The sequence below is a fragment of the Niallia sp. FSL W8-0954 genome, assembly GCF_038005605.1.
GTDB classification, from domain to species: Bacteria; Bacillota; Bacilli; order Bacillales; family Cytobacillaceae; genus Niallia; species Niallia circulans_A.
Genome location: NZ_JBBOTN010000001.1, coordinates 3,443,884 through 3,470,815, shown reverse-complemented (window position 1 = coordinate 3,470,815; position 26,932 = coordinate 3,443,884). Strand labels below are relative to the sequence as shown.

General features: G+C 35.7%; 19 protein-coding genes and 1 other annotated feature. Of the genes, 16 read left to right on the top strand and 3 right to left on the bottom strand.

Annotated features, from left to right (window positions below; translation table 11 throughout):
- Positions 1–422 precede the first annotated feature (422 nt).
- Positions 423–2,750: an endopeptidase La gene (lon, locus tag NX902_RS17205; RefSeq protein WP_095331530.1), complete on the top strand. Its 2,328-nt coding sequence runs from the start codon at positions 423–425 to the stop codon at positions 2,748–2,750.
- Positions 2,747–3,334 (top strand): ribosome biogenesis GTP-binding protein YihA/YsxC, encoded by a 588-nt coding sequence (gene yihA, locus NX902_RS17200; RefSeq protein ID WP_341160868.1) that lies wholly within the window; start codon positions 2,747–2,749, stop codon positions 3,332–3,334. Before lon ends, yihA begins: the two co-directional genes overlap by 4 nt.
- A 169-nt stretch (positions 3,335–3,503) precedes the next feature.
- Here yihA and NX902_RS17195 read toward each other — a convergent pair whose 3' ends face one another.
- Positions 3,504–3,992, bottom strand: a complete 489-nt coding sequence (locus NX902_RS17195; protein WP_095331532.1) for a LiaI-LiaF-like domain-containing protein — start codon at positions 3,990–3,992, stop codon at positions 3,504–3,506.
- 364 nt (positions 3,993–4,356) lie between these two features.
- Here NX902_RS17195 and hemA point away from each other — a divergent pair, with 364 nt between their 5' ends.
- From hemA to NX902_RS17155, 8 genes are all read left to right on the top strand, one after another.
- Positions 4,357–5,706, top strand: coding sequence for a glutamyl-tRNA reductase (hemA, locus tag NX902_RS17190; RefSeq protein ID WP_095331533.1), 1,350 nt, complete (start codon positions 4,357–4,359; stop codon positions 5,704–5,706).
- A 198-nt stretch (positions 5,707–5,904) separates the two neighbouring features.
- Positions 5,905–6,729 (top strand): cytochrome C assembly family protein, encoded by an 825-nt coding sequence (locus tag NX902_RS17185; RefSeq protein WP_095331535.1) that lies wholly within the window; start codon positions 5,905–5,907, stop codon positions 6,727–6,729.
- Between the two features lie 41 nt (positions 6,730–6,770).
- Entirely contained in the window at positions 6,771–7,706 is a 936-nt protein-coding gene (gene hemC / locus NX902_RS17180) for a hydroxymethylbilane synthase (RefSeq protein WP_095331537.1), read from the top strand.
- On the top strand, positions 7,699–8,463 hold the full coding sequence (locus tag NX902_RS17175) for a uroporphyrinogen-III synthase (protein ID WP_163185441.1): 765 nt from the start codon (positions 7,699–7,701) through the stop codon (positions 8,461–8,463). The genes hemC and NX902_RS17175 overlap by 8 nt, the downstream gene beginning before the upstream one ends.
- 15 nt (positions 8,464–8,478) lie before the next feature.
- Positions 8,479–9,453 (top strand): porphobilinogen synthase, encoded by a 975-nt coding sequence (gene hemB / locus NX902_RS17170; RefSeq protein WP_095331541.1) that lies wholly within the window; start codon positions 8,479–8,481, stop codon positions 9,451–9,453.
- Positions 9,454–9,467: 14 nt separating this feature from the next.
- Positions 9,468–10,757, top strand: coding sequence for a glutamate-1-semialdehyde 2,1-aminomutase (gene hemL, locus NX902_RS17165; RefSeq protein ID WP_095331543.1), 1,290 nt, complete (start codon positions 9,468–9,470; stop codon positions 10,755–10,757).
- A 203-nt stretch (positions 10,758–10,960) separates the two neighbouring features.
- Positions 10,961–11,704: an ABC transporter ATP-binding protein gene (locus tag NX902_RS17160; protein ID WP_341123067.1), complete on the top strand. Its 744-nt coding sequence runs from the start codon at positions 10,961–10,963 to the stop codon at positions 11,702–11,704.
- Positions 11,701–12,453: an ABC transporter permease gene (locus NX902_RS17155; RefSeq protein ID WP_286167699.1), complete on the top strand. Its 753-nt coding sequence runs from the start codon at positions 11,701–11,703 to the stop codon at positions 12,451–12,453. The genes NX902_RS17160 and NX902_RS17155 overlap by 4 nt, the downstream gene beginning before the upstream one ends.
- A 262-nt stretch (positions 12,454–12,715) precedes the next feature.
- Here the strand turns inward: NX902_RS17155 and NX902_RS17150 are convergent, their stop codons facing one another.
- Both NX902_RS17150 and NX902_RS17145 read right to left on the bottom strand, forming a co-directional pair.
- Positions 12,716–13,681: an ABC transporter substrate-binding protein gene (locus NX902_RS17150; RefSeq protein WP_123260781.1), complete on the bottom strand. Its 966-nt coding sequence runs from the start codon at positions 13,679–13,681 to the stop codon at positions 12,716–12,718.
- Between the two features lie 10 nt (positions 13,682–13,691).
- Positions 13,692–14,444, bottom strand: coding sequence for a polysaccharide deacetylase family protein (locus tag NX902_RS17145; protein WP_095331547.1), 753 nt, complete (start codon positions 14,442–14,444; stop codon positions 13,692–13,694).
- A 294-nt stretch (positions 14,445–14,738) separates the two neighbouring features.
- Here NX902_RS17145 and spoVID point away from each other — a divergent pair, with 294 nt between their 5' ends.
- The 6 genes from spoVID to NX902_RS17115 all read left to right on the top strand — a co-directional run bounded on the left by spoVID (position 14,739) and on the right by NX902_RS17115 (position 26,773).
- Positions 14,739–15,941, top strand: coding sequence for a stage VI sporulation protein D (gene spoVID, locus NX902_RS17140; protein WP_235850298.1), 1,203 nt, complete (start codon positions 14,739–14,741; stop codon positions 15,939–15,941).
- Between the two features lie 190 nt (positions 15,942–16,131).
- Positions 16,132–17,220 carry a spore coat protein YsxE gene (gene ysxE, locus NX902_RS17135; protein ID WP_286167700.1) on the top strand — a complete coding sequence of 363 codons (1,089 nt, stop codon included), beginning with the start codon at positions 16,132–16,134 and terminating at the stop codon, positions 17,218–17,220.
- Positions 17,221–17,386: 166 nt separating this feature from the next.
- Positions 17,387–17,616 (top strand) — a binding site (T-box leader).
- A 64-nt stretch (positions 17,617–17,680) separates the two neighbouring features.
- Complete coding sequence (locus NX902_RS17130; RefSeq protein ID WP_341123065.1) at positions 17,681–20,326, top strand: valine--tRNA ligase; 2,646 nt, start codon at positions 17,681–17,683, stop codon at positions 20,324–20,326.
- Between the two features lie 145 nt (positions 20,327–20,471).
- Entirely contained in the window at positions 20,472–21,773 is a 1,302-nt protein-coding gene (locus tag NX902_RS17125) for a glutamate ligase domain-containing protein (RefSeq protein WP_163185451.1), read from the top strand.
- 313 nt (positions 21,774–22,086) lie between these two features.
- Positions 22,087–23,664, top strand: coding sequence for a sensor domain-containing diguanylate cyclase (locus NX902_RS17120; protein WP_341160867.1), 1,578 nt, complete (start codon positions 22,087–22,089; stop codon positions 23,662–23,664).
- 259 nt (positions 23,665–23,923) lie between these two features.
- Positions 23,924–26,773 carry a vWA domain-containing protein gene (locus NX902_RS17115; RefSeq protein WP_341160866.1) on the top strand — a complete coding sequence of 950 codons (2,850 nt, stop codon included), beginning with the start codon at positions 23,924–23,926 and terminating at the stop codon, positions 26,771–26,773.
- Positions 26,774–26,932: the final 159 nt, after the last annotated feature.

Sequence of the window (26,932 nt, the reverse complement as noted above, 5' to 3'; positions counted from 1 at the left end):
AAACAAGCTTTATAGTTTTTCGTGCAGAAATATCCTTTTAAAATAAGGCTATATTTTCTTAAATCCAATTATTATTATATAATTGAATATATATGTGTTAGCATAAACAGTCTTTTTTCTTGAATGGAAATCGTCTAAATAAGCCATTTTAAATAAGGAAGGCTTGTTTTTAATTGCAATCTTTTCTTTTTATCTTTCTGCTTTCTTTAATGAGCTATTTTAATAAGGATTAGCAAAAAAACGAAGGCGAAAAGTAGTTCTATTTTTACGGCTTGTCTAATAACCCTAGTTAATAGACACATTTTCATAAATAAGATAGAATTGTACAAAGCATTAGAATGCAAAGGGAGCCTATGTGGTAAATAATGATTAGAAATAGGCGATATAAGGAAAGAGATTTTTAAAGCTGGAGGTGCAACGTGATGGAGGAAAATAAAAAAACAATAGTCCCCCTCCTGCCGCTTCGGGGTTTACTGGTTTATCCAACGATGGTGCTTCATTTAGATGTTGGTCGTGATAAGTCAGTGCAAGCTCTCGAAAAAGCAATGGTAGAAGACCATTTAATTTTTCTTACAATGCAAAAAGATATGGATATAGATGAACCTGAAGAAGAGGATCTATATAAAATGGGAACTTTAACAAAAGTGAAGCAAATGTTAAAGCTGCCAAATGGAACAATTAGAGTTCTTGTTGAAGGGGTACAAAGAGCAGAATTAGAAGAATTGATGGAGGAAGATGGTTATTTTGCTGCAAGACTACGTTTGTTTGAAGAAGAAACTACCAAAGACGTAGAAGATGAGGCATTAATGAGAACAATGCTTCAATATTTTGAGCAATACATAAAAATTTCTAAAAAAATATCGCATGAAACATATGCAGCTGTTTCCGATATGGAAGAGCCGGGCAGAATGGCCGATATTATTGCTTCCCATCTACCAATTAAATTAAAAGAAAAACAGCAAATTTTAGAAACTTTAAATAATAAGCAGAGAATGAATTATGTTATCGACATTATTCAAAATGAAAAAGAGGTGTTAAACCTCGAGAAGAAAATAGGTCAGCGCGTAAAGAAATCAATGGAAAGAACACAAAAGGAATATTATTTACGCGAACAAATGAAAGCCATTCAAAAAGAATTAGGTGACAAGGATGGCAAAACTGGCGAAGTAAGTACACTGCTTGAAAAAATTGAAGAGGCGGGCATGCCAGACCATGTAAAGGTAACAGCATTAAAGGAATTAGATCGCTATGAAAAAATTCCTTCTACCTCTGCAGAAAGTTCTGTCATCCGCAATTATATTGACTGGCTCTTGGCATTACCATGGACCAATGCAACAGAAGATGATTTGGATCTTATTAAGGCAGAAAAAATCCTTAATGATGATCACCATGGACTAGAAAAGGTAAAAGAAAGGGTATTGGAGTATTTAGCTGTACAAAAGCTGACAAATTCTTTGAAAGGCCCTATTCTTTGTCTTGCTGGACCTCCTGGAGTGGGGAAAACCAGTCTTGCTCGTTCTATAGCTCGCTCCTTAAACCGTAATTTTGTCCGCATCTCTTTAGGTGGTGTGCGTGATGAATCAGAAATTAGAGGTCATAGACGAACTTACGTTGGGGCGATGCCAGGAAGAATCATTCAAGGAATGAAAAAGGCAGAAACCATTAATCCGGTATTTTTATTAGATGAGATTGATAAAATGTCTAATGATTTCCGAGGCGATCCTTCATCAGCCATGCTAGAAGTACTTGATCCAGAACAAAACCACAACTTCAGTGATCATTATATTGAAGAAACTTATGATTTATCGAAAGTTATGTTTATCGCAACAGCTAATAATTTAGCTACCATTCCTGGTCCATTACGTGATAGAATGGAAATTATCTCGATAGCTGGATATACAGAAATCGAGAAAATTCATATTGCGAAAGATCATCTATTGCCTAAACAAATTAAAGAGCATGGATTATCGAAAGCACAGCTCCAAATTAGAGAAGACGGACTCCAAAAAATTGTTCGTCTCTATACTAGAGAAGCAGGAGTTCGTACTTTAGAAAGGCAATTAGCTACAATTTGCCGCAAAACAGCAAGAATGATTGTAACAGCTGAGAAGAAAAAAGTCGTTATCACAGCTAAAAATGTAGAGGATTTCCTTGGTAAGCCAATTTTTCATTATGGTCAAGCTGAGGAAGAGGATCAAGTTGGCGTAGCAACTGGTCTTGCCTATACTACAGTTGGTGGTGATACTTTGCAAATTGAAGTATCCTTGGCGCCTGGAAAAGGTAAATTAGTCTTAACGGGAAAATTAGGGGATGTAATGAAGGAATCTGCCCAAGCGGCATTCAGCTATATACGTTCTAAATCGGAAGAGCTGGGCATTGATGCGAATTTCCATGAGAAATATGATATTCATATTCATGTTCCAGAAGGTGCTGTACCAAAGGATGGCCCATCAGCAGGAATCACCATGGTAACCGCACTTGTTTCTGCTCTTTCTGGAAAGCCAATCAAGAAAGAGGTTGGAATGACGGGAGAAGTAACATTGAGAGGGCGTGTTCTTCCAATTGGAGGATTAAAGGAAAAATCTCTTGGTGCTCACCGTGCTGGGTTAAAGACAATTATTATCCCGAAAGATAATGCGAAGGATATCGATGATGTTCCTGAAAGTGTAAGAGAAGAACTAGACTTTATCCTTGTTTCACATGTAGATGAAGTATTAAAACACGCGTTGAACGGAAGTGTAAATCTTTGAAAGTAAATCAAGCAGAAATAGTAATTAGTGCCGTAAAACCAAACCAATATCCTGAAGGAAATCTGCCAGAGTTTGCTTTAGCGGGTAGATCGAATGTTGGTAAATCTTCCTTCATTAATCGCATGCTTGGGCGAAAAGCATTAGCTCGCATTTCCTCGAAGCCAGGGAAAACACAAACATTAAATTTTTACTTAATTAATGAAATCATGCACTTTGTAGATGTACCTGGTTATGGATATGCAAAGGTTTCGAAAAAGGAACGAGAAGCATGGGGGAAAATGCTGGAAACGTATTTCACCTCTAGAGAACAATTAAAAGCAGTAGTTTTAATTACGGATCTTCGCCATCCGCCAACTGCTGATGATATTTTAATGTACGACTTTTTAAAGTATTATGGGATTCCATGTGTGGTTATTGCGACAAAAGCCGATAAAATATCCAAATCTCAATGGCAAAAACATTTAAAAGTTACAAAAGAAACATTAGGACTAAGTGCAGATGATTACCTTATCCTATTCTCATCTGAAACTGGAGAAGGAAAAGATAAAGTTTGGTCATTACTAGAGCATTTAGCTAATAAATAAAAAAAGCGACTCACATCAGCTAGCTAGGTTGAAAAGTGAGTCGTTTTTTTATATTTGTTTATAAATGAAATAATATCCTGAATAGCAAGCCTAAAAAGACGTCCAACCCGCGGAAAGCGAACAGGAATCATGCTTGTGAGTTATTCTCATGTATTATGTACGAACATCATTATTTCCTCTTTTTCGAAACTAAATAATATCCCCCCAAGATAATGAATAAAATAGGTATTAAATTATTTAACGTATGAGGACTTATTTTTAAGAATGTTAGCGAACCAAGAATTTCTTGATAGAAAAGCAAAAGAACAGCTAACAAAAGAAAAAGAAGACCGTTTAATAAGCCTTGCCCTGTTTTTTGATTTTGAAGAATAAAGCCAAGAGCGATAATTAGAATAAAAGTGCCCGTATGATCAGGCCAAATAGCAAGTTTATTTACTAAGTGAAAGTGTAAACCAAAGCCAGTTAAAATCACACCTGGCAAAATAACGCCATAATCCTTTCCTCCATAACCTTGAAAAAGAAAAGCAATCCCAATGATAATTAATAGGGTTGGCCAAGTGTACAGATTGGGTAGAATAGTAATATCAAATTCCTTTAAGATAAAATAAAATCCAAAACCGATTAATACGATACCAGAGAACCATTTTTGTGTTTTCATTATTTCCTCCACTTCCAAAAAACTAAGCTTGAATACATAGAAGATTTTTGTTACTGTACAATGAGTAAAGTGCAATATTGTACAAAAAAACGAATAAAATAACGATAATTTTGCAAAAGAAGTACAAACTATTATAGTAAATAACGTAAGTATAATTCTTTTTCTATTATCAATACTATATCTTACCATATGAATTCACAATTTGTTCACAATTAATAGGCAAATTGTTACCCATTTTTGAAATGATTTTGTTATAATAACTACATGTTAATAATTATTATAATTTAATCCGTTTATATAAAAGGTTTAAAAAAATTCAATAGGAATAATTAGGTATAACTTACTTTGGGGGTGTCACAAAGAAATGCATATAGTAGCTGTCGGACTAAATTTTAAAACGGCCCCAGTAGAAATTCGTGAACGTTTAACATTTGATTCAGAGCAAATAGGGGAAGCTATGAATCAATTACAACATAAAAAAAGCATTTTAGAAAATGTGATTATTTCAACATGTAATCGTACGGAAATATATGCAGTAGTAGATCAGCTTCATACTGGTCGCTATTATATTAAACAATTTTTAGCAGAGTGGTTTCAATTGGAACAAGAAGAGTTTGTTCCTTATTTATTTGTGTATGAACAAGATGGTGCATTAAACCACTTATTCCAAGTGACATGTGGCTTAAATTCCATGGTGGTTGGAGAAACACAGATTTTAGGGCAGATACGAACTAGCTTCTTAACAGCGCAATCCATTAAATCGACTGGATCGGTGTTTAATCAATTATTTAAGCAAGCTATTACCTTTGCGAAAAAAGCACATACAGAAACAGATATCGGTGCGAACGCTGTATCTGTAAGTTATGCTGCGGTAGAATTGGCGAAAAAAATATTTGGTACCTTGCTAAATAAGAATGTCCTTATATTAGGTGCAGGAAAGATGGGCGAGCTTGCTATTCAGAATCTGTATAGCAATGGAGCAAAAAACGTAACTGTGATAAATCGCACATTTGAAAAAGCAGAAGTACTTGCGCATCGTTTCGAAGGTCAAGCCAAACCGATGAATGAACTACAATGTGCTTTAATAGATGCAGATATTGTGATTAGTTCAACAGGGTCTAATGCATTTGTCATTACAAAGGCAATGATGAAGGGCGTGGAGAAAATTCGTAAAGGGAATCCACTATTCATGGTTGATATTGCTGTGCCAAGAGATTTAGATCCTGAAATCGCGGAATTAGATAGCGTATTTCTTTATGATATTGACGATTTAGAAGGAATTGTAGAAGCGAATCTGCAAGAACGACAAAAAGTAGCAGAAAAGATTATGATCATGATAGAGGCAGAAATTATCGAGTTTAATCAATGGCTTCACTTATTAGGTGTGGTGCCAGTCATTTCTGCTCTTCGCGAAAAGGCACTTGCTATTCAAAGTGAAACAATGAAAAGTCTAGATCGAAAACTTCCTAACCTTACTGAAAGAGAAAGAAAGATTTTAAATAAGCATACGAAGAGTATTGTGAATCAAATGTTAAAAGATCCAATTCTTCAAGCGAAGGAATTAGCGGCTCAACCGAATGCAGATCAATCAATGCAGCTTTTTATGAAAATCTTCAATTTAGAAGCCGATGCACCGAAAGAAGCGAGCGATATAGGAAAGAAAGAAGAGAAAGAAGCATTTTCTCCAATTGCACAGCCGTCTATTCAAGTATGATTGAGATAATGTTTTAATTACTGCCTAATGTGAATGAGCTCTTGATTTCTTTCTTTGTCATCCGATAATAAACTTTTCGGGTCGTAGTTTCACTTTCCTTTTCTTAGGTTAAAATATAGATGGGGTTATAGAAATAAGAGTTATATTAAGTTGAAAAACTTGGTATTATGATCTTTTATGTTCAAAGGGGAAGCGCTGATGCAGGATATATTTATGACTAGACTCCATGAATTCACGATTATTCTTTATGCGTTATCTGTGCTATTATATTTTTTTGATTTTATGCATAATAACCAGAGAGCAAATCGAGTCGCTTTCTGGTTACTTTTATTTGTCTGGATATTACAATCATCTTTCTTAATTATCTATATAGTGGAGATGAATAGGTTTCCGATTCTCACAATTATGGAAGGATTATACTTTTATTCTTGGGTATTGGTAACCTTTTCTTTGGTAATAAATAAGTGGCTGGAAATTGATTTTATTGTATTTTTTACAAATGTAGTCGGATTTATTGTTATGGCAATACATACTTTTGCTCCTGCACGAGATTCTGCCAGAATTCATGTGGAACAGGTTGTTTCTGAGTTACTGTTCATTCATGTGACAGCGGCCCTTTTAGCCTATGGAATGTTTACGATCTCTTTTATTCTTTCTGTCCTTTATTGTATACAATATGATTTATTGAAACAGAAAAAATGGGGAAGGAGGGTAATGCGGATCGCCGATTTAGCCAAACTAGAACATATATCTTACTTATTAAGCGTGTTTGGTGTACCATTATTATTAATTGGCTTAATTCTTGGGGTGCAATGGGCCATTATTCAAAAACCTGATTTTCTCTGGTATGATCCGAAAATTATCAGCTCCTTTATTGTGTTACTCGTATATAGCAGCTTTTTGTACTTACGAGTTTCTCGAAAAATGAGGGGGAAAAATATTGCCCTCTTAAATATTGCTAGTTTTTTAATTATGTTAATTAATTTCTTGTTAGTAGGTAATTTTTCCACCTTTCATTATTAAAAGGAAGACTACATAACGGAAATATGTTGGAGGTACTTTTTATGCGTAAAATAATTGTTGGTTCGAGGAAAAGTAAGCTTGCTATTACTCAGACAAATTGGGTAATTAATCAGCTGAAGAAATTAGATTCTTCTTTTGAATTTGAAGTGAAAGAAGTGGTTACCAAGGGAGATGTTGTGCTCGATGTCACTTTATCCAAGGTTGGAGGAAAGGGGCTATTTGTAAAAGAAATCGAGCAAAGTATGCTGGATAAGGAAATTGATATTGCTGTTCACAGTATGAAAGATATGCCGGCTGAGCTTCCAAAAGGATTAACCATTGGCTGTATTCCTGAGCGTGAGGATTATCGAGATGCTTTGATTAGTAAAAATCATATTCCTTTAAAAGATTTAAGAGAAGGGGCAGTCATTGGGACAAGCAGCTTGCGAAGAGGTGCTCAATTACTTGCAGTTCGTCCTGATCTTGAAATCAAATGGATTCGCGGAAATATAGACACCCGTCTAAATAAGCTAGAAACAGAAGAATATGATGCCATCATATTAGCTGCTGCTGGGTTAGCGAGAATGGGATGGACAAGCGATGTAGTGACAGAGTTTCTAGAGCCTGAAGTATGCTTACCGGCAGTTGGCCAAGGTGCCCTTGCTATTGAATGCCGCGAAGATGATAAAGAGGTATTGGAACTTTTAAGCAAGCTGTCCAACCAAGATACGACGCGTACTGTTTATGCAGAAAGAGCCTTTTTACAGCGTATGGAAGGCGGCTGCCAAGTTCCGATTGCAGGGTTTGCACAAGTAGAAAAAGATGAAGTGTCATTAACAGCATTAGTTATTTCACCTGATGGCAAACAGATATACAAGGAAGAAGTATCGGGAAAAAACCCAGTAGAAGTAGGGGAGCAAGCAGCAGCCATTTTAACAGACAAAGGTGCGAAGGCCTTAATTGATCGGTTGAAAGAGGAGAATGTTATCGATGGCTAATCTGCTTCTTGGAAAAAAAATTCTCGTCCCTCGATCAAAAAAACAAGCGAGTGTGTTATCAAAGCAGATTATTGATCTAGGCGGTATTCCGGTTGAAGTGCCTTTAATCGCGTTTCGAGAAAAACAACTTCCAGATGGAGTAATTGCTTCTTTAAAAAATAAAGCATATGATTGGCTTGTCTTTACGAGCCGTAATGGAGTAGATGCTTTTTTTAAAGAAATGAACAGATTAGAATTAACCCTTGTAGCTCCAATTGCTGTTATTGGCGAAAAGACAACAGCTGCTATTGCGGGATATGGGTATCAAGCTGATTTTATGCCGACAGATTTTGTTGCTGAACAGTTTGCCAAAGAGTTTGCAGCCATTTTGGAAAAACAACAGAGAATTCTAATTATAAAAGGAAACAGATCAAGAGAATTTCTAGCAGAGCAATTAAAGAAAGCCTGTTTACAAGTAGATGAAGCTATATTGTATGAAACGTATTTCCCGCTAGAAAGTGAAGAATTGCTTGTTAATGAAGTAAAGGAAAATGATATAGAGGTATTACTGTTTACCAGCTCCTCCACCGCCCATCATTTTATGCAAATCATCCAAAAACATCAATTGATTGATAGGGTGGAAAGGTGTATCGTGATTAGTATTGGACCAATCACAACAGAAACCTTGCACAGCTATGGAATGCATGTAACAATCACAGCAAAACCATATACAACAGATAGTATTCTGGAACATTTAGTGCAGTATTTAACAAATTAAGTTGGGGGTAAGAACATGGTTGAATTTAAACGTCATCGCAGATTAAGACAATCTGCCAATATGAGAGCATTAGTGAAAGAAACATATGTACATCTGGATGATTTAATTTATCCGATTTTTATTACAGAAGAAGAAAATAGTAAAACTGAAATTTCCTCTATGCCTGGTATTTATCAGTTTTCCATTGATCGATTGAAGGAAGAGATGGATGAGGTTCAAGAGCTTGGAATCAAATCTGTGTTATTATTCGGTATTCCAAAGGAAAAAGACGAATGTGGAACGCAAGCATTTCATGATCATGGTATTGTTCAGGAAGGTATCAAATACATTAAAGCTAACTATCCGGAAATGATTGTCGTTGCAGATACATGCTTATGTGAATATACTAGCCACGGACATTGTGGAGTAATTGAAGCTGGAAGAGTGCTTAATGATGAATCATTAGAATTACTTGTGAAGGCTGCAGTAAGCCAAGCAGAAGCTGGAGCGGATATTATTGCCCCTTCTAATATGATGGATGGCTTTGTAGCTGCGATTAGAAAAGGGTTAGATGAAGCTGGATTCATTGATATACCAATTATGAGTTATGCTGTAAAATACGCTTCTGCCTTTTATGGTCCATTCCGTGAAGCTGCTGATAGTACTCCACAATTTGGAGATCGCAAAGCCTATCAAATGGATCCCGCTAATCGTCTGGAAGCATTTAGAGAAGCTGAAAGTGATGTAGCAGAAGGAGCAGATTTTCTTATTGTTAAGCCAGGTCTTCCTTATTTAGATATTGTTCGTGATATGAAAAATGAATGGAATCTGCCGATTGTTACCTATAATGTAAGTGGAGAATACAGCATGGTAAAAGCTGCGGCACAAAATGGCTGGATTGAGGAAGATAGAATTATAATGGAAACAATGATTAGTATGAAACGTGCTGGAGCAGATTTAATTATTACGTATTTTGCTAAAGATGTTGCACGTATGTTAAAAGAACAATAAAGGAGGAAAGATAAATGCGTTCCTATCAAAAATCAGAAGCTGCATATAAAGAAGCAGTAGAATTAATGCCAGGAGGGGTAAATAGCCCTGTCCGTGCTTTTAAATCTGTTAAAAGAAACCCAGTGTTTATGGAGGCAGGGAAAGGCTCTAAAATCTACGATATTGATGGCAATGAATATATTGACTATGTTTTATCATGGGGGCCGCTTATTTTAGGACATGCTGATGATCGAGTAGTCGAGGGTATTAAAAAAGTTGCTGAAAAAGGAACTAGTTTTGGAGCACCAACGTTAATTGAAAACGAACTTGCTGCCCTTGTAAAAGAACGAGTGCCTAGTATCGAAATCGTTCGGATGGTTTCTTCTGGCACAGAGGCTACAATGAGTGCAATCCGTTTAGCTCGAGGCTATACGGGGAGAAATAAAATTCTGAAGTTTGAAGGTTGTTATCATGGTCATGGCGATTCCTTGCTTATTAAAGCAGGATCTGGGGTAGCGACACTTGGTTTACCAGATAGTCCTGGAGTGCCTGAAAGCGTTGCAGCAAATACGATTACGGTTGCTTATAATGATTTAGAGAGCGTAAAATACGCCTTTTCTATGTATGGCGAAGACATTGCAGCTATTATTGCGGAGCCGGTTGCGGGAAATATGGGAGTTGTTCCTCCGAAGCCAGGGTTCCTGCAAGGTTTGCGTGATGTGACAACAGAATATGGTGCTTTACTTATTTTTGATGAAGTCATGACAGGATTTCGTGTGGACTACGGATGCGCGCAAGGCTATTTTGGCATTACACCTGATATAACTTGTCTCGGAAAAGTAATTGGTGGAGGATTACCTGTTGGTGCATATGGTGGAAAAGCGGAAATTATGAACCAAATTGCGCCAAGCGGACCAATATACCAAGCTGGTACCTTATCTGGTAATCCACTTGCAATGACAGCAGGTTTTGAAACAATATCGCAATTAACAAAAGATACGTATAAAGAGTTTATCCGAAAAGCGGACCGTTTAGAAGAAGGCTTAAAAGAAGCAGCTGCAAAATATGAGATTCCGTTCACAGTAAATCGCGCTGGCTCTATGATTGGTTTCTTCTTTACTAATGAAGATGTAAAAGATTATGAAAGTGCAAAAACATCTAATCTAGATTACTTTGCAGCCTTTTATAATAGTATGTTAGAACAAGGCGTATTTCTTCCTCCTTCTCAATTTGAAGGGATGTTTTTATCTACAGCATTAACGGATGAGGATATTGAGCACACGATTCGTGCTGCTGAACAAGCTTTTTCTACGTTGAAGGCTTAAATAAAACTGTAAAGTAACTTATTCGTTATAGCAAAATAAAACAGCCTAAAATCCCCATGGCAATTTATCGGGATTTTAGGTTGTTTTACTTGATCCCATCTTTCTATGTATTCAAATTACCTAGAACTGTCGATTTTTTGCCACTTTATGAAGGGAAATAGTATGTTATGATGCAACTATTAATAGGACAAGAAGGGATTTTTATGGATTCATTTATAAAGATGCAGGACGTTAGTTTTACGTATGATCATACTACTATCTTACATAAAATCAATTTGGATTTAGAAAAGGGCAAATCATATGCTTTAATTGGTAAGTCTGGAGTGGGGAAAAGTACACTTCTCCATCTTCTCGCTGGTTTCTTAAGCCCAACGGAGGGAGAAGTATTAATGGATGGGAAGAAAATCCAGCAACCACAAAAGGATATTGGCTTTATGTTTCAAGATTTAGGCCTTTTTCCTTGGTTAAAAGTTTTTGATTCTATTTCAATGCCTTTAAAGTTAGATAAAAGAAAAACAAAACAGGAAATAAAGGAAAGTGTAACAGCATTAATGAGAGAAGTGGGATTAAGTGGGATGGAGAATAAATATCCAACGGAGTTAAGTGGAGGGCAGCAGCAAAGGGTAGCTTTAGCAAGAACACTTATTAATAAACCTGATTTGTTGCTAATGGATGAACCAACATCTACATTAGATGAAATGACAAAAGAACAAATTCAACAGTTAATTGCTGAGCAGGTGGAAAAACGGCAGACCACGTTATTGTTTGTTACGCATAATATTGAAGAGGCAGTCCTTCTTGGGGAGTATATTTTATTGCTACAAGATAATGGTGATATCGAGATGATCGAAAATCCCCTATTTGGAGTAGAGAGAGCAAAAGAAAATCTGTCCTTCTATAAGGCTTGTATTGAAGTCCGAAAAAGATTAGCGGTGGTAGAGGTATGAAGAACATTATAAAAAAAATCATCGTGAATCAACTATTCTTAGGTTTTATAAGTGTCGGTTTATTTTGGTATATTGTCTATTTTCTCCTCCAGTCTCACACCATCCCATCTCCGCTTTTAACAGTTACCTATATGTGGCACAACAAATATATATTGCTTCTTCATTCAGGAGCCAGTTTGTTAAGAATTTTCATTGCATTATTTATTTCTTTGGTAATAGGTATTCCCATGGGAATTATTTTAGGGAAAAATAAGAGAGTTAATACATGGCTATCCCCTTTTTTATATTATATATATCCAATTCCCAAAGTAGCATTTTTACCGATATTTATGATTTTGTATGGTTTAGGAAACGAGTCTAAAATCATGTTAATTATTTGGATTATTATTTTTCAAATCATTTTGTCTGTCAGAGATGGTGTCTTACAAATACCGGCAAGCTATTTCAGAGTGATGAACGGCTATCGGGCAGCTATTTTTCAGCAATTCATTTATTTAATTTTTCCAAGCATACTACCTGCGATATTTACGGGGATAAGAATCAGCATAGGGATTAGTTTAGCAACCTTATTTTTTGCCGAAAACTATGCAACGACATATGGAATTGGCTACTATATTATCAGCGCCTGGACAAAAATGAATTATGAAGAAATGTTCGCAGGAATTGTAGCCTTAGGATGTATTGGTTTATTGCTATTTATTTTATTAGATAAACTAGAATTAAAAATGACACCTTGGAATTATAAGTAAAGAGAGATACATATAGTTTAGAGGGAAGGCGTTAATTTGTTCCATTTAACTTAAGAAAGTAGGCTGGGGGGAGCACATCAGCATGTACTTCGCGCAGCCCCATAGGAGTATTCCTGTGGGATTAGTTATAAAGAAGATCCTCCTATATGCTGCATATATCAACTGCAATCAATACACAGCAAGGAGAATCTACTATGAATAGTATTCGTAAACAAATTAAATCAGTCTACTTGTATTCTGTTTTTCCTAAAAAGTATACTTTTTAATTTGGCAACAAAGTAAAGTCTGTTAAATCTTCATAGGAATAGCTTTCTTTAATTTGCCCTTTCTCTTTTGTCCATTGAACAATCGAATCAAAGGAATTTTTTGGCACTACACTGGCATAAGGAAAGCTTTCTTTTGTTGATAAATAATTGCTCATAGCATCAGGAAATTGGTATTTAGTTAATATATCAGCATATTCCTTAGCTTTTGTATTGTTCATATAGTCAATAGCTTTATTATAAGCTTTATAAAAAGCTTTGATATCTGCTGGTTTAGAGGATATTAGTTCATCTGAAAATAAAATGGTTCCTCCTTTAATCCCTGCATCTGTTGAGCTTCCTAAAAGGTGAGCTCCTTGGCTGACTAGCATGCTAGCCTGTGGTTCTGTAAAAACTACTCCATCCACTTTATCTGCCATAAGTGCTTCCGCACGGCCAGAAAAAGAAGGGATTTCCACGATATTATAAGTGAAGTCTTCTTTCGCTGCAAAATCATCCATAATATATTCCAAGATAAAATTCGGGACAAGTGAAACATTTTTACCATCTAACTCTTTCATCTCTGTCACTCCTGAGTTTGGAGAGGAGAGAATTTTAAAATCTTCACTTATATCAGAAGTAATCTTCATCTTTATGCCATTCTCCATAAAAGCTGCTGCTGTCATGACATCTGCGATTGTCCCGTCTACTTCATTCGCTTGGATGGCAACATTTCGATCAGTAGGAGCAGAGAAGGATTTGATGGAAACCTTTAGTCCTTCTTTATCAAAGTAGCCATTTTCTTTTGCCAAAATAATCGGTATTGCTGATTCTGCGGGCAAAATGCCGATCGTTAGTTCTTCCCCGGATGGTTTTTCAGTCGTGTTACTTTTTTGATCATTTGTTTTAGTTGCTGTTGTCTTTCCACAAGCAGCAGCAACTAAAACGAAAACGAGTATGAAGGATAGGGTCCATATTTTTTTCATCATTTTTCTCCTAAATAGTTATAATTTTTTTAAATGCCTCTAAGTCTATTAAATAAGGAATGGCATTTCTTTTTAGTAAAAGAGGATTAGTCTGCATATCATTGTGACCATTTTCACAAGTGAATGCAAGTTTAAATTCTTTTTCTTTTAAAGTGAGTACATTGGATTCGTTAAATAGGCCAAATGGATAGGCAAATACATTTTTATGGTTGATTAGAATATGATTGTTGCATTCATCTAGATCTTTGGCAAAGGTTTCTTTACGAGATGTCATTAATAGACTTTCTGACTCACTTGTACGTATATGCATATGATGTGTATGGTTAGCATATTCAAATACGTCTTTCATTTCCTCTAGGTCCCTTGCAGATAAACATACAGATTTATCTTTTACAAATATACGTTTATTATCATGCAGCCATCCTGTTACCACAAATGCTGTTGCGTGAAATTGATATTTTTTGAGAATCGGGTATGCATATTCTTTGATGGATTGAAAGCAGTCATCAAAAGTAAGTAATATTGATTTTTCCGGTAAGGGATTGCCTCTTTCATAATATGCCTTTACTTCCTCTAAAGATAAAGTGTGGAAACCATTGTGAAACAAATACTCCATTTGTTGTTCAAATTTTTCTAGTGTAATGAAAAGGGGAGAGGGCAAGAAATCCTTATATGCTTGTTTGACATCAATGGGATGTTGTTCTGCTGCTTGAAAATCTTCCTCTTTTCTTATTTCGTGATACATTAACACAGAAAAAGCCATCATAAAACCTCCTCTTTCATAAAATGCAGAATTTCTGCGTTTCCAATTTAAGTAATTTTGTTAACTTACAAAATCTTCTTTTATTATATCGGACCCTAATAGGAAAAAACGGCTAGAATTATAAATAGTTTTAACAATTTGGTGTATAAATTCAGAAAAATTAGATTTTTGTTAAAGTTCGATTCTTTCTTAGCTAAACAAATAAAAGAAATATTCATAAAGTGTTACAGATAATCATAAGTTTTTAAAGACAATAGTGATATACACGTGAAAGGAATGAGAGGAGGAGTCGCTTTGTCTCAAGAAAATTCGTCTATTTTACGGTTTTCGTTGGAAGAGTCCGTCTGGTTTCAAAAAGGACAGGAAGTAGCAGATCTGCTTTCCATTTCACTTGATCCCAATATAACAATCCAAGAGAACGATCAGTATATTATCATTCAAGGCTCTTTAGAGCTTAGTGGTGAATACAAGCGCTACAATGAAGGGGAACAAGAAGAGGAGGAGGTTTTTAAAGCTCCTAAATTAGTGCATTCTGTTATGGAGAGAGAGGAAGGGGTATGTGAATTTTTACACCATTTCCCTGTCGATATTACGATTCCTCTTGAAAGAGTGACAAGTCTTGATGATGTGGAAATCGAGATTGATACTTTTGATTATGTTTTTCCCGAAAGAAGCTGCTTAAATTTAACGGCTGATTTAACTATTTCTGGCTTGGCTTCAGAAGAAGTGGAGGAGGATATAGCGGAAGAGGAAAGGGAAGAAGAATTGGAAGTAGCACGGCATACGCAAGAAGAGGAAGAAGTAGTGGAACTAATACGGGATCATTCGAAGGAAGAAGAGGAGGTTTTAACTGATTCCATAGAAGAACCTGTTGAAATTGCCGTTAGTCCATTTCAAAATGTTAGTCCCTTACTAGAGGAATTACGTGAAGAGAAGGAAACAGAGGATGACTTATATTCTTCCTTCGAACTAGAGGTTAGAAAGACTCCAGAAGAGGATGATGAATGGAGCACAAACGAACATACAAAGATCCCTTATTTTTCTGAGGAAGTTAGAAAAGAGGAGGAGGCTGCTCCTGCAGAACCAGAGATGAAAGTTTCCATATTACGTAGTGAAGAAAAAGTATTTACTGCAGAAGAAGTTTTCCAGAAACCGGATCACGAGTCCTCCTCTGAAGCAAAGCAAGAAGAGGTTGTTATGGAAGAAGAAGAACTAGAAGAATCATCTTCTTCTCCTAATGAGGAGCCTAAAAAGAAGAAAGGCCTTTTTAATAAGACAAAGTCTCTTACTTTTACAGAATTTTTTGCTAGAAAAGAAGAAGAGAAGCATACAAAAGTGAAAGTTTGTATTGTACAGCAAGGCGATACATTAGAAAAATTAAGTGACCGATACAATGTAAATATCCATGCATTGTTAAAAGAAAATCGCATGGAAGCAAATCAAGATATATATGAGGGGCAAGTTCTATATATTCCTGGGAATTTTGTAGAGAAATAGGGCACAAACAGCAGGCAGGAGAAAATCCTGCTTGACTGTTTTTCTTGACTTTTCACCCGTCTTTTATTCTTGAAGTTTAAACGGTAAGAGAGTGAAAGGAATTGGAAGGAAAACAAAACAGAGTCGATTGTTAATCGAATATATGGTAAATGCCCGAATCGTCAACTAACCATCGATAGAAACGGAGAAGATGGCAGTTTCACTTTATGAGAAAGTGTGGGCGGATATGAATGAACAAAACATATTAAAGAAGTATACACCGATTTTGAAGCCATATGCAGTCGAACCGAATTTTGTAGAGGAGTTCGGAAAAGTAGCGAAGATTTACAGTAATAAAGGAACTTTTGCTTTGAAACGAATGGATCCTCATCACGGTGCTGATTTCACCCGTCATATTCGAATGCTATATCAAAAAGGCTATAATCGGATTGTTCCGATCTATCCAGCTGTAGATGGTAGATACGCTATTTTTTATGATAATAAGCTGTTCTACTTAATGCCCTGGTTACCAAATGAGGAAAGAGAGAATTATTCCAGGAAGCATCAGCAAATGTTTCGCGAGCTTGCACGCCTTCATATTTTATCTTCGAAGGAAGTGAAAATTGAGAAGGAAGATCGACAGGAGCATTTTGAAAATACACAGTTAGATATTGAAAAAGAACAAGAGTTTTTAAATGGCTTTATTGAGCTATGCGAAAGTAAAGAGTATATGTCACCATTTGAATTAATGTTCTGTCTGTATTACCATGATATTCGGCAGGCGTTGATCTATTCGGAAACAAAGCTAAAAGAATGGTATGAGGAAACGAAAGAAGATGAAAAGGCAAGAGTCTCCATTATTCATGGGAAACTGTCACCAGAGCATTTTCTTTATGATGATAGAGGATATGGCTACTTTACTAATTTTGAAAAAGCTAAGTATGGAACGGCCAGTCATGATTTACTTCCATTTCTCGCACGCTCATTAAAAACGGGACCGAAGCAGAACGATGAATGTATTGAGTGGCTATATACGTACTTTAAGCATAATCCGTTAAAATACGATGAAATGCTATTGTTTTTAAGTTATTTAGCTCATCCAGGCCCCATTATTCGAGTTTGTGAGAAATATATGAAAGCAAATAAGAAAGACATTAATGAACGAAAATATGTTCAAAAGCTGCTTAAACAATATTGGCTTTTAAAAAATACTGAATATGTTGTTATGCGAGTGGATGAGATAGAAAGACAAAAAAAAGCACAGCAGGATGCTGCGGAACAAGCAGAGACCCAGGATTAAAAAACTTGGGTCTATTATTATTGGGTGTAATAATTGTCACCATTTTTTCACATGTATATAAAGTAAAGACAAACAAAAAAGGAAATGAATAAAATTAAAAAATTTAGGCAATCCTTATTGACGAGATTAAGTTATTTTCGGTAGTATAGCATATATAAAATAAATTATTAAAGCAATGACAGGGAGTAGTACAATGTAAGTTGTTTCAAAGAGAGGAAATCAACAGCTGCGAGATTTCTATTCAACCCATTGGAAGGTAGCCCTCGAGCTTCTTTTGCGAACGGTGTGCTTATTAGTAAAAGACGGACAGTATCCGATATCATCTTTTAAAGAGCCAATACCTATTTTGTATTGGAAAAAAGGTGGTACCGCGAACAAACTCCATTCGTCCTTTTAAGACGAGTGGAGTTTTTTATTTGCTTTAAAAAGTACAAAGGAACACGATTAGGAGGAAATTAGGATGGAAATGAAAGAAATCTCCATGCCGACAAAGTATGATCCAGCAAGTATTGAAAAGGGTCGCTATGATTGGTGGTTAGAAGGCAAATTTTTTGAGGCAAAGCCAGATGAAGGAAAAAAGCCTTATACAATCGTAATCCCGCCTCCAAATGTAACAGGTAAACTGCATTTAGGGCATGCGTGGGATACAACATTACAAGATATTTTAACAAGAATGAAAAGAATGCAAGGTTATGATGTATTATGGTTACCTGGAATGGACCATGCCGGTATTGCTACCCAGGCAAAGGTAGAAGAAAAGCTGCGCGCCCAAAATATAAGCAGATATGATCTTGGTCGTGAAAAATTTGTAGAAGAAACATGGAAATGGAAAGAGGAATATGCAAGTCATATTCGTGCCCAATGGTCTAAATTAGGTCTAGGATTAGATTATTCTCGTGAAAGATTCACATTAGATGAAGGGCTATCCAAAGCAGTTCGTGAAGTGTTCGTTTCTTTATATAAGAAAGGGCTTATCTACCGCGGAGAATATATTATCAACTGGGACCCAGCTACCAAAACTGCACTCTCTGATATTGAGGTAATCTATAAGGATGTACAAGGTGCCTTTTATCATATGAAATATCCTTTAGCAGATGGATCTGGATATATTGAAATAGCAACAACTCGTCCAGAAACAATGTTAGGCGATTCAGGTGTTGCTGTTCATCCGAAAGATGAAAGATACCAGCATTTAATTGGTAAAAAAGTAATTCTTCCGATCGTAGGCAGAGAAATTCCGATTGTTGCGGATGATTATGTGGAAATGGACTTTGGATCAGGCGCTGTTAAAATGACTCCAGCCCATGATCCTAATGATTTTGAAGTTGGAAACCGTCATAATTTAGAAAGAATCTTGGTAATGAACGAAGACGGTACAATGAATGAGCGTGCTGGCAAATATGAAGGAATGGACCGTTTCGAATGTCGTAAGCAAATTGTCAAAGATTTACAGGGAATGGGAGTTTTGTTCAAAATTGAAGAGCATATGCATTCTGTTGGTCATTCTGAGCGAAGTGGTGCAGTAGTAGAGCCGTATCTATCTACGCAATGGTTCGTTAAAATGCAGCCATTGGCTGATAAAGCAATCGCCCTGCAAGATAAAGATGCTGAAAAAGTTAACTTTGTTCCAAATCGCTTTGAAAACACGTATATGCGCTGGATGGAAAATATTCGCGATTGGTGTATTTCTCGTCAGCTTTGGTGGGGGCATCGTATTCCTGCTTGGTATCATAAAGAAACAGGTGAAATTTATGTAAACCATGAAGCACCAGCAGATATAGAAAATTGGACACAGGATACAGACGTATTAGATACATGGTTCAGTTCAGCATTATGGCCATTCTCTACATTAAACTGGCCAAATACAGAGGCAGAAGATTATAAGCGCTATTATCCTACTGCTGCTTTAGTAACTGGATATGATATTATTTTCTTCTGGGTATCTCGCATGATTTTCCAAGGTATTGAGTTTACTGGGGAAAGACCATTTAAAGATGTATTAATTCACGGACTTGTTCGGGATGAACAAGGTCGCAAAATGAGTAAGTCTCTAGGAAATGGTGTCGATCCTATGGATGTAATTGCTAAGTATGGTGCAGACTCCTTACGTTATTTCTTATCAACAGGAAGTTCACCTGGTCAAGATTTACGTTTCAGTATTGAAAAAGTAGAGTCTACTTGGAACTTTGCGAATAAAATTTGGAATGCTTCCCGTTTTGCGTTAATGAACATGGATGGTTTAACGTATGATGAGATTGATTTATCAGGTGAAAAATCAGTTGCGGATAAGTGGATCCTAACGAGATTGAACGAAACTATTGAAACTGTGACACGTCTATCTGATCGTTATGAGTTTGGAGAAGTAGGAAGAGTCCTTTATAATTTTATCTGGGATGATTTCTGTGACTGGTATATTGAGATGGCGAAGCTTCCATTATACGGTGATGATGAAGCAGCAAAACTAACAACACGCTCTATTTTAGCGTATGTGCTTGATAATACAATGCGTTTATTACATCCATTTATGCCATTTATCACAGAAGAAATCTGGCAAAACCTTCCGCATGCTGGCGAATCGATTACTGTTGCAGACTGGCCAGAAGTAAATCCGGCATTTACAGATGATAAGGCTGCAAATGATATGAAGCTGTTAGTAGAAATCATTCGCTCTGTTCGTAACAGCCGTGCAGAAGTGAACACACCAATGAGTAAGAAAATTAGCATTTTATTAAAAGCTAAAGATGAAGAAGTGAAAGCTACCCTTCTTGAAAATAAATCTTTTATTGAGCGTTTCTGCAACCCGGAAACATTAAGTATTGATACAGATATTGCTGTACCGGATAAAGCTATGACGGCTGTAGTAACAGGTGCTGAAATCATTCTTCCTTTAGAAGGTTTAATTAATATGGAAGAAGAAATAGCTCGATTAAATAAAGAGTTAGAGAAATGGAATAAAGAAGTAGAACGTGTTCAAAAGAAATTAAGCAATGAAGGCTTTGTAAAAAAAGCACCAGAAAAAGTAATTAACGAGGAAAAAGCAAAAGAAAAAGATTATTTAGAAAAACGTGCCGCAGTTGAAGCACGTATTAATGAACTAAAAGGTTAATTTCATAGTAGAACGAAGGGTGTCTCCGCTATCAAACCTTTGAGGCACCCTTCTTCTATGGATGAAGCATTTACTTTTCATAATACTAGCCAAAGTTAATTAGAGAAAATACTGGCAATCATTAATCTTATAAGAGGGTGTAGCAATGTTTCATAATTATGAGGAAGCATTAAATTGGATTCATTCTCGTTTGCGTTTTGGAATAAAGCCTGGGTTAACAAGAATGGAAATGATGATGGAAAAGCTAAATCATCCGGAAAAACAGATAAAGACAGTTCATATAGGTGGAACAAATGGAAAGGGATCTACTGTTACTTATTTAAGAAATATTTTGCAACAAGCAGGATTAACAGTTGGAACCTTTACTTCTCCATACATCGAACAATTTAATGAGAGAATTAGCGTAAATGGAATACCAATTAGCGACGAAGAAATTTTAGCACTAGCAAATAAACTATTACCAATTGTCGAAGAAATGGACCAGATGGAGATTGGCGGACCAACTGAATTTGAAATTATTACAGCGATGTCTTTCTACTATTTTGCTTATATCAATAAAATGGATATTGTCATTTATGAGGTAGGATTAGGTGGTCGTTTTGACTCAACTAATATCATCTCCCCTTTGCTTTCTATTATTACAAGTATAGGATTAGATCATACAGCGATTTTAGGAGACACCTATGAAAAAATCGCCTTTGAAAAAGCTGGCATTATTAAAACAGAAACGCCGATTATTGCAGCAGTGAAACAAAAGGGTGCTCAAAAAGTAATCGTAAATCAGGCAATGGAAAGGAAAGCGCCTATCTATCTATTAGATAAGGACTTTATGATTGATAAATACCATTCAACACCTTCTAGTGAATCATTTGAATTAAAGTCAATGTTTTTTAAATGGGAAGATTTACAGATTACCATGTTTGGTAAGCACCAAGTGGAAAATGCATCACTAGCTGTAATGGGTGCCCATATATTGCAGGATACATTTGAATCCATAAATGAAGATAGTATTCGAAAGGGATTATACCAATCCAAATGGCCTGGTCGATTGGAAATTCTGTCAGGAAATCCTTTTGTCGTAGTAGATGGGGCGCATAATGAAGAAGGAATCGATGCACTGGTAGATGTATTAGTTAATCGCTATAAAGATAAGAAAAAACATATTATCTTTGCAGCACTTTCTGATAAAAAAACGGACAAAATGATTGCTAAATTGGATCAAGTGGCAACTTCAATTACTTTTGTTACATTTGACTATCCAAGGGCTGCAAGCAGCAAGACATTATATGAAGAAAGTAACCATCCATCGAAGGAGCAGAATAGCGACTGGCAGAAAGCAATTCTCACGCAACTGGAAAAGATTAGAGTAGATGACCTGTTCCTTATAACGGGATCTTTGTACTTTATTTCAGAAGTAAAGGAATTTTGGAGAAACTATCTGAAATAACTATATCGCACAAAAAAATATAGATTATTAGAAAAGAAAAAGGTAGTATATATTTATTAGGTTTAAAATGTGGGAATTTTAAGAATTTGATGCGATTTTTTTGTTTCTATATAAATTAAAAGTTATATAAAAATATAAACTTAACCGACAGATGAAAGGTAGGGGGAGAGAGTGGATGATTAATCCAAGCTACAAAAAAATAATATGGACAGTTTGGACACTCCTTCTACCTTTGGGTTTGTGGTTTTCTTATACCTTGTACCCTCCGCAAATTTATGATAAGGGTTGGGAGTTAGTTGCTTTTTTACTATTTATGACAATTGTCGCTAGTATGCCGATGATTATAAATGGCACCCCTGTGTTTTTTCTGCAATGGGCAACTTTATCTGTTTTCTTAATTTTTGGATTAGTTACGGAAATTATTCTTGTACAAATCTCATTATTAGCGGTGCTCTATCAGGCTAAATTAGATAGGAAGTCGTTATTCCGCTTACCTATGAATTCGATTATGTTTTTCCTTGTTTCCTTTTTTAGTGGGATTATTTACTATAGTTTCGGAGGGGGACATGGATTTGATATTGCCTTAAATTTTAAATCATTTTATTTAATTACTGTATATCTTATTTCCTATCTCTTACTCAATACTTTGGGTATCTTTTTTATTGTTCGCTTTATCTATAAGCGAAAGCAACGGTTTGTCACGAAAGACTTAATTTGGGAAATAATCACAACGATTATCACATATCCGGTAGGTATTGTTTTATATCTCATGTATGAATATATTGGTCTAGCTGCCTTAATCTTAATCGGTGTTCCATTTATATCGTTATCGCTTATATTAAAGCTATATCATTCTAGTCAAACGGCAAATGATTATTTACGAAAAACAGCCGAGATTGGCCATCAACTTTCTCAAAATTTGTATGTAAATGAAACAATCGATTTCTTTATCGAAAAGCTATATGAATTATTTAAAGTTGATTTCGTGTTTATTCATCAAGTTAATACGAATGAAGAATTAGAAATGATATCACGTGTGGAGCAGCAAGAGAAATTACCGCTATTACCTGAAATAATGAAAGAAAATGAGGGGATATGTGGGAAAGTGTTGGCGTCGAAAAAAGCAGAAGTATACCATTCTAAACAGGATTGGCAGAAGGTAAACAAGGGGTATATGCCGGATGGAGTTCAAAGTATACTTTGTATGCCGCTAATTAAAAATAATAAAGTAATTGGTGTTTTATTGCTGGGAAGCAGACAGAAGAAGGCATTTGCAAACATCAAGTTAATGGTTTTGGACCTTTTATGCAGCCAATTTGCTATTGCGCTAGAAAACGCTAAATATTTTGAAACAACAAAGGAAAATAGTGAAAGATGTGCTCTAACGAAGCTATATAACTACCGCTATTTTGATAAAATCTTAAGTGAGCAGTTCACTGAATTGAATGAAAAGAATTTGGACAATCTAGTGCTCATTATGTTGGACATTGACCATTTTAAAGCGATTAATGATCAATATGGTCATCAAGCTGGAAATGAGATTTTAATAGGTTTCGCCAAAAGAATTCAAAATCTTATTGGTGACCACGGATTGGTTGCTAGGTATGGTGGAGAAGAATTTGTCATCCTCTTAAGCAATATAGAGAAGAAAGAAGCATTTGATTTAGCGGAGTTTATCCGCAAGAGAATTGCCTCTAGTCCATTTGTCATTAAACAAAATATCGATGATCGTCACCAAGTGAAAAATGTAAATATTACTGCTTCCCTTGGATTAGCTTATGCGCCAGTAGATGCGGATGAGCCGTTAGCATTGATTCGCCATGCGGATCGTGCATTATATGTGGGTGCTAAACGAGCAGGACGTAATCGTGTCGCGGGTTATGTGAAATAAATGCTTCTTGCAAAAAGGGTCGAATAACCAGAAAAGTATATTTACCTAACTGTTTGATAGTTGGGTGAATAGTCAATAATTAAAAGCTCTTTGAACTTCTTGGGAGAAGTTCATTTTTTTTTGAGATTTTATCGTAAAGCGATTATTGATCCCCCTTATAAAAAGGCTATACTAGTTCAAAAGTACTTGATATAATGATGGTAATATTGCGTTTATAAAATAAAACTAGTAAAAGAGTTATAAATAGAGGTGCAATTTAATGAGGAGAACGAAATTAGCTAGTAAATTTTTCACCGTGTTATTGATTTTAGTATTCATTTTACCTGTACAGACTAATGCATCTACCACTACTCCATCTGTTAGCTTTTCTGTTACCCCATCCCAAAATATTATTGTAAAACCAAGCGGTGGTGTAGCACAAGGAAATTTAGATGTTCGCTTGACACCGGAAGGGAAAGTGACCAGCAGCAATCGTTCTCCTATTGATTTAGCATTTGTATTCGATAAATCAGGATCGATGGACGAGCTTGGTTATAATCCATACAAATTTCAAAGTGCAAAAAATGCAATTACACAGGCTGTTAATTACTTTAGTGAAGATCCAAATGTATATGATAGATTTGCATTTATTCCCTTTTCAACGGATGTAGAAAAAGAAAAAATGGTTTATTTTCCTATTTATGCTTATAATTCAGCTGATAATGTCAGAAATAATTTAAAGACTATTAATAATGTAGCGAATCGCCTTGTTGCAACTGGGGGAACAAATTATACTCAGTCCTTTCAAACAGCGGGATCTATGCTGGCAAGCGGCAATAATAATGCTAATAAATATATTGTATTTTTAACAGATGGCGAACCAACTTCTTCTATGATGGAGGAAACATTTACAGATAAAGTTTGCACAAATTATTATTTCTGGCAATCATGTTCAAATAAGCAGGTTAAGGATACAGTTACGTATACTATTTATACAAATAACACTGCTAGAGCTGTTAGATCCAATGGAACTATCGTTTCAACAAGTTTAAGTTATGTGGAAAAAGCAATAAAATCTCATATCGAAACAGAGGTAAATAATCTTGCCGCCAATAACTATAAACTCTATTCCATTGGTTTTGGAACAAACAAGGATGTAGATATGAGTTATTTGAATAAATTGTCCGAAACAACAGGCGTAACAGCCCAACAAGCATCTGAACAATCTATTGCAAAAATATTTGAGACGATTTCGGAAAAAGTAAATACACCTACTATTTCAGCTACGATAAAAATAAATATTGCGAAGTTTGGTAACAAGGTCAAATTAAGTGATAATGCAAATGTAACAACAGATAGCGTGGGGGATATCATTATTAAGAAAGACATTCTTTTCCCTGTCAATCAAGAGCCATCAGGATCTATTGATATGGCTTTGCCGTTGACTTTTAGTGAAACGGGAACGTATGTATTTGATGATATAACTTTGCAATATAAAGATTTAGATGGAAATAATCAAACTAAGAAAACAAGTGCAACAATCCAAGTAAAAGAGGATGCACCAGCTAGTTTTTCTTCGACCATGATGTTAGAAAAAGAAGTAAATGAACTAAATGATTTAATTAAGACAAGCAATTCATCAGATAAAACGAATCATTTTAATGTCAAATACACGCTGAATCCGATTGGTCTTGTGAATAATACAGTAAGTGGCACGCTATCTAACTTAGTTATCGAACAACCTTTGCCAGATAGTGTATCCATCGTCACCACAGATAGTGTGAAAGAAGTGACAAAGGATGGCAGTCGATATGCCATTATTACTTTACCGAATGAGATTCATTACTCGACTGGAAGCTTTACTCCTTCGACAATTAATAGAACAGTTGAATATAAGATCAATTATGCTGTAAATAATATAAGTATGCCAAGAGCAGACTTATATTTTAAGGATTCTCGTTTCCAGCCTATAAATGCCACAACTATATCTCCGTCTGCACAAACGATGAATATGAAAGTACAATTAAAAGAGTTTACAATGATTAAATATACTGGAGATGCAGCAGGGATAATCGAAAAAAGGGAACAAGAAACAAATAAGAAAGTAGCTAATACCGAATACCCCAATGATTATAATCTTGCTAATAAGCCTGTAAAAGAAATGGTATTTGCGCAAGAATCTGAAAACCAAACCATTGAAATTACCTATTCAGATAACAGTAAAGCATATTTGCACTTTTTACCTGACTTTGAATTAATTGGACAGGATACTAAAAAACGCTATAAGAGTGGTTCCACTTCAACAGAGTTTATTGATACTGTATTAACCCAGAAAGTACCAGGACAAAATGTGACTTATGCTTATAAAATCGATAACGGTTCTGAGAGTACTGGCTGGAAAACATTCAAGCCAGAGGATAATATCAGCATCGAGACATCAGGGGAAAATACGCTATCGATCAAAGCAGCTGGTGGGTTTGCGAATAATACAGAGATAATAAAAACGATTAAAATAGCATGGCCGATAACTTCCATAACAATTGAGCCTAATCCGATAGAAATGAACGTTGATGGTACAAAGAGCTTTACGATAAAAGTCGAGCCGAATCATGCTACGAATAAGACTTTGGATATAGCTGTCGCTAATCCATCTATCTCTAGCTTAATTCCTGGACAAAATACCTTAATAGGAAATGCAGCAGGAATGACAGAATTAATTGTGAAGACGACAGATGGATCCAATCTTGTACAAAGGGTTCCAGTACATGTTATAGAACCCCATGTAAAACTAGAGGATATTTCATTTACGAAGCCAGTTTATACAATCGAACGTAGTGCTGAAACAAATGACAAGCTTATAGCAGTAGATGATCTCTTAATCTTTAACCCTGCTAATGCAACAGATAAAGAGATTGAGCAAGTTCTGTCAAATGCTCCTGATATCGTGGAAGTAATTAAGCAGGATGGTCAATATTATTTGAAAGCAGCGGATGTTGGTTATGCAGAAATAACCGCCATTGCAGAAAAGCAAAAAGATGGTACCCAACCTAAAGATTCTACCCTTTTCAAAGTAGTAAAAGAAAAGGAAGGAAATAATGGCAGTGGAGAAGACAGAGATGGACGCTGGTAAATTGTTTGTACCCTAGCGGAACAAAGACTGGAACACAAGTATCCCACAAATTAAGCCCGAATAATTACAGGGAGGTAAATAGTCTCTCGTGTAATTGTTCGGGCTTTTTGTGATATTTAGGAAAGGTGGTTTGTGATTATCACTATCAGACTGACTACT

What these genes read in the sequence shown, in the direction of transcription:
- NX902_RS17145 (WP_095331547.1), bottom strand. Translation starts at nt 14,444, where the DNA reads ATGGCTTTTTCTGTGTTAATGTATCACGAAATAAGAAAAGAGGAAGAT.
- NX902_RS17175 (WP_163185441.1), top strand. Translation starts at nt 7,699, where the DNA reads ATGGCTAATCTGCTTCTTGGAAAAAAAATTCTCGTCCCTCGATCAAAA.
- NX902_RS17155 (WP_286167699.1), top strand. Translation starts at nt 11,701, where the DNA reads ATGAAGAACATTATAAAAAAAATCATCGTGAATCAACTATTCTTAGGT.
- hemL (WP_095331543.1), top strand. Translation starts at nt 9,468, where the DNA reads ATGCGTTCCTATCAAAAATCAGAAGCTGCATATAAAGAAGCAGTAGAA.
- NX902_RS17130 (WP_341123065.1), top strand. Translation starts at nt 17,681, where the DNA reads ATGGAAATGAAAGAAATCTCCATGCCGACAAAGTATGATCCAGCAAGT.
- NX902_RS17150 (WP_123260781.1), bottom strand. Translation starts at nt 13,681, where the DNA reads ATGAAAAAAATATGGACCCTATCCTTCATACTCGTTTTCGTTTTAGTT.
- NX902_RS17120 (WP_341160867.1), top strand. Translation starts at nt 22,087, where the DNA reads ATGACAATTGTCGCTAGTATGCCGATGATTATAAATGGCACCCCTGTG.
- NX902_RS17125 (WP_163185451.1), top strand. Translation starts at nt 20,472, where the DNA reads ATGTTTCATAATTATGAGGAAGCATTAAATTGGATTCATTCTCGTTTG.
- NX902_RS17115 (WP_341160866.1), top strand. Translation starts at nt 23,924, where the DNA reads ATGAGGAGAACGAAATTAGCTAGTAAATTTTTCACCGTGTTATTGATT.
- NX902_RS17185 (WP_095331535.1), top strand. Translation starts at nt 5,905, where the DNA reads ATGCAGGATATATTTATGACTAGACTCCATGAATTCACGATTATTCTT.
- lon (WP_095331530.1), top strand. Translation starts at nt 423, where the DNA reads ATGGAGGAAAATAAAAAAACAATAGTCCCCCTCCTGCCGCTTCGGGGT.
- hemC (WP_095331537.1), top strand. Translation starts at nt 6,771, where the DNA reads ATGCGTAAAATAATTGTTGGTTCGAGGAAAAGTAAGCTTGCTATTACT.
- hemA (WP_095331533.1), top strand. Translation starts at nt 4,357, where the DNA reads ATGCATATAGTAGCTGTCGGACTAAATTTTAAAACGGCCCCAGTAGAA.
- NX902_RS17195 (WP_095331532.1), bottom strand. Translation starts at nt 3,992, where the DNA reads ATGAAAACACAAAAATGGTTCTCTGGTATCGTATTAATCGGTTTTGGA.
- hemB (WP_095331541.1), top strand. Translation starts at nt 8,479, where the DNA reads ATGGTTGAATTTAAACGTCATCGCAGATTAAGACAATCTGCCAATATG.
- NX902_RS17160 (WP_341123067.1), top strand. Translation starts at nt 10,961, where the DNA reads ATGGATTCATTTATAAAGATGCAGGACGTTAGTTTTACGTATGATCAT.
- ysxE (WP_286167700.1), top strand. Translation starts at nt 16,132, where the DNA reads ATGGCAGTTTCACTTTATGAGAAAGTGTGGGCGGATATGAATGAACAA.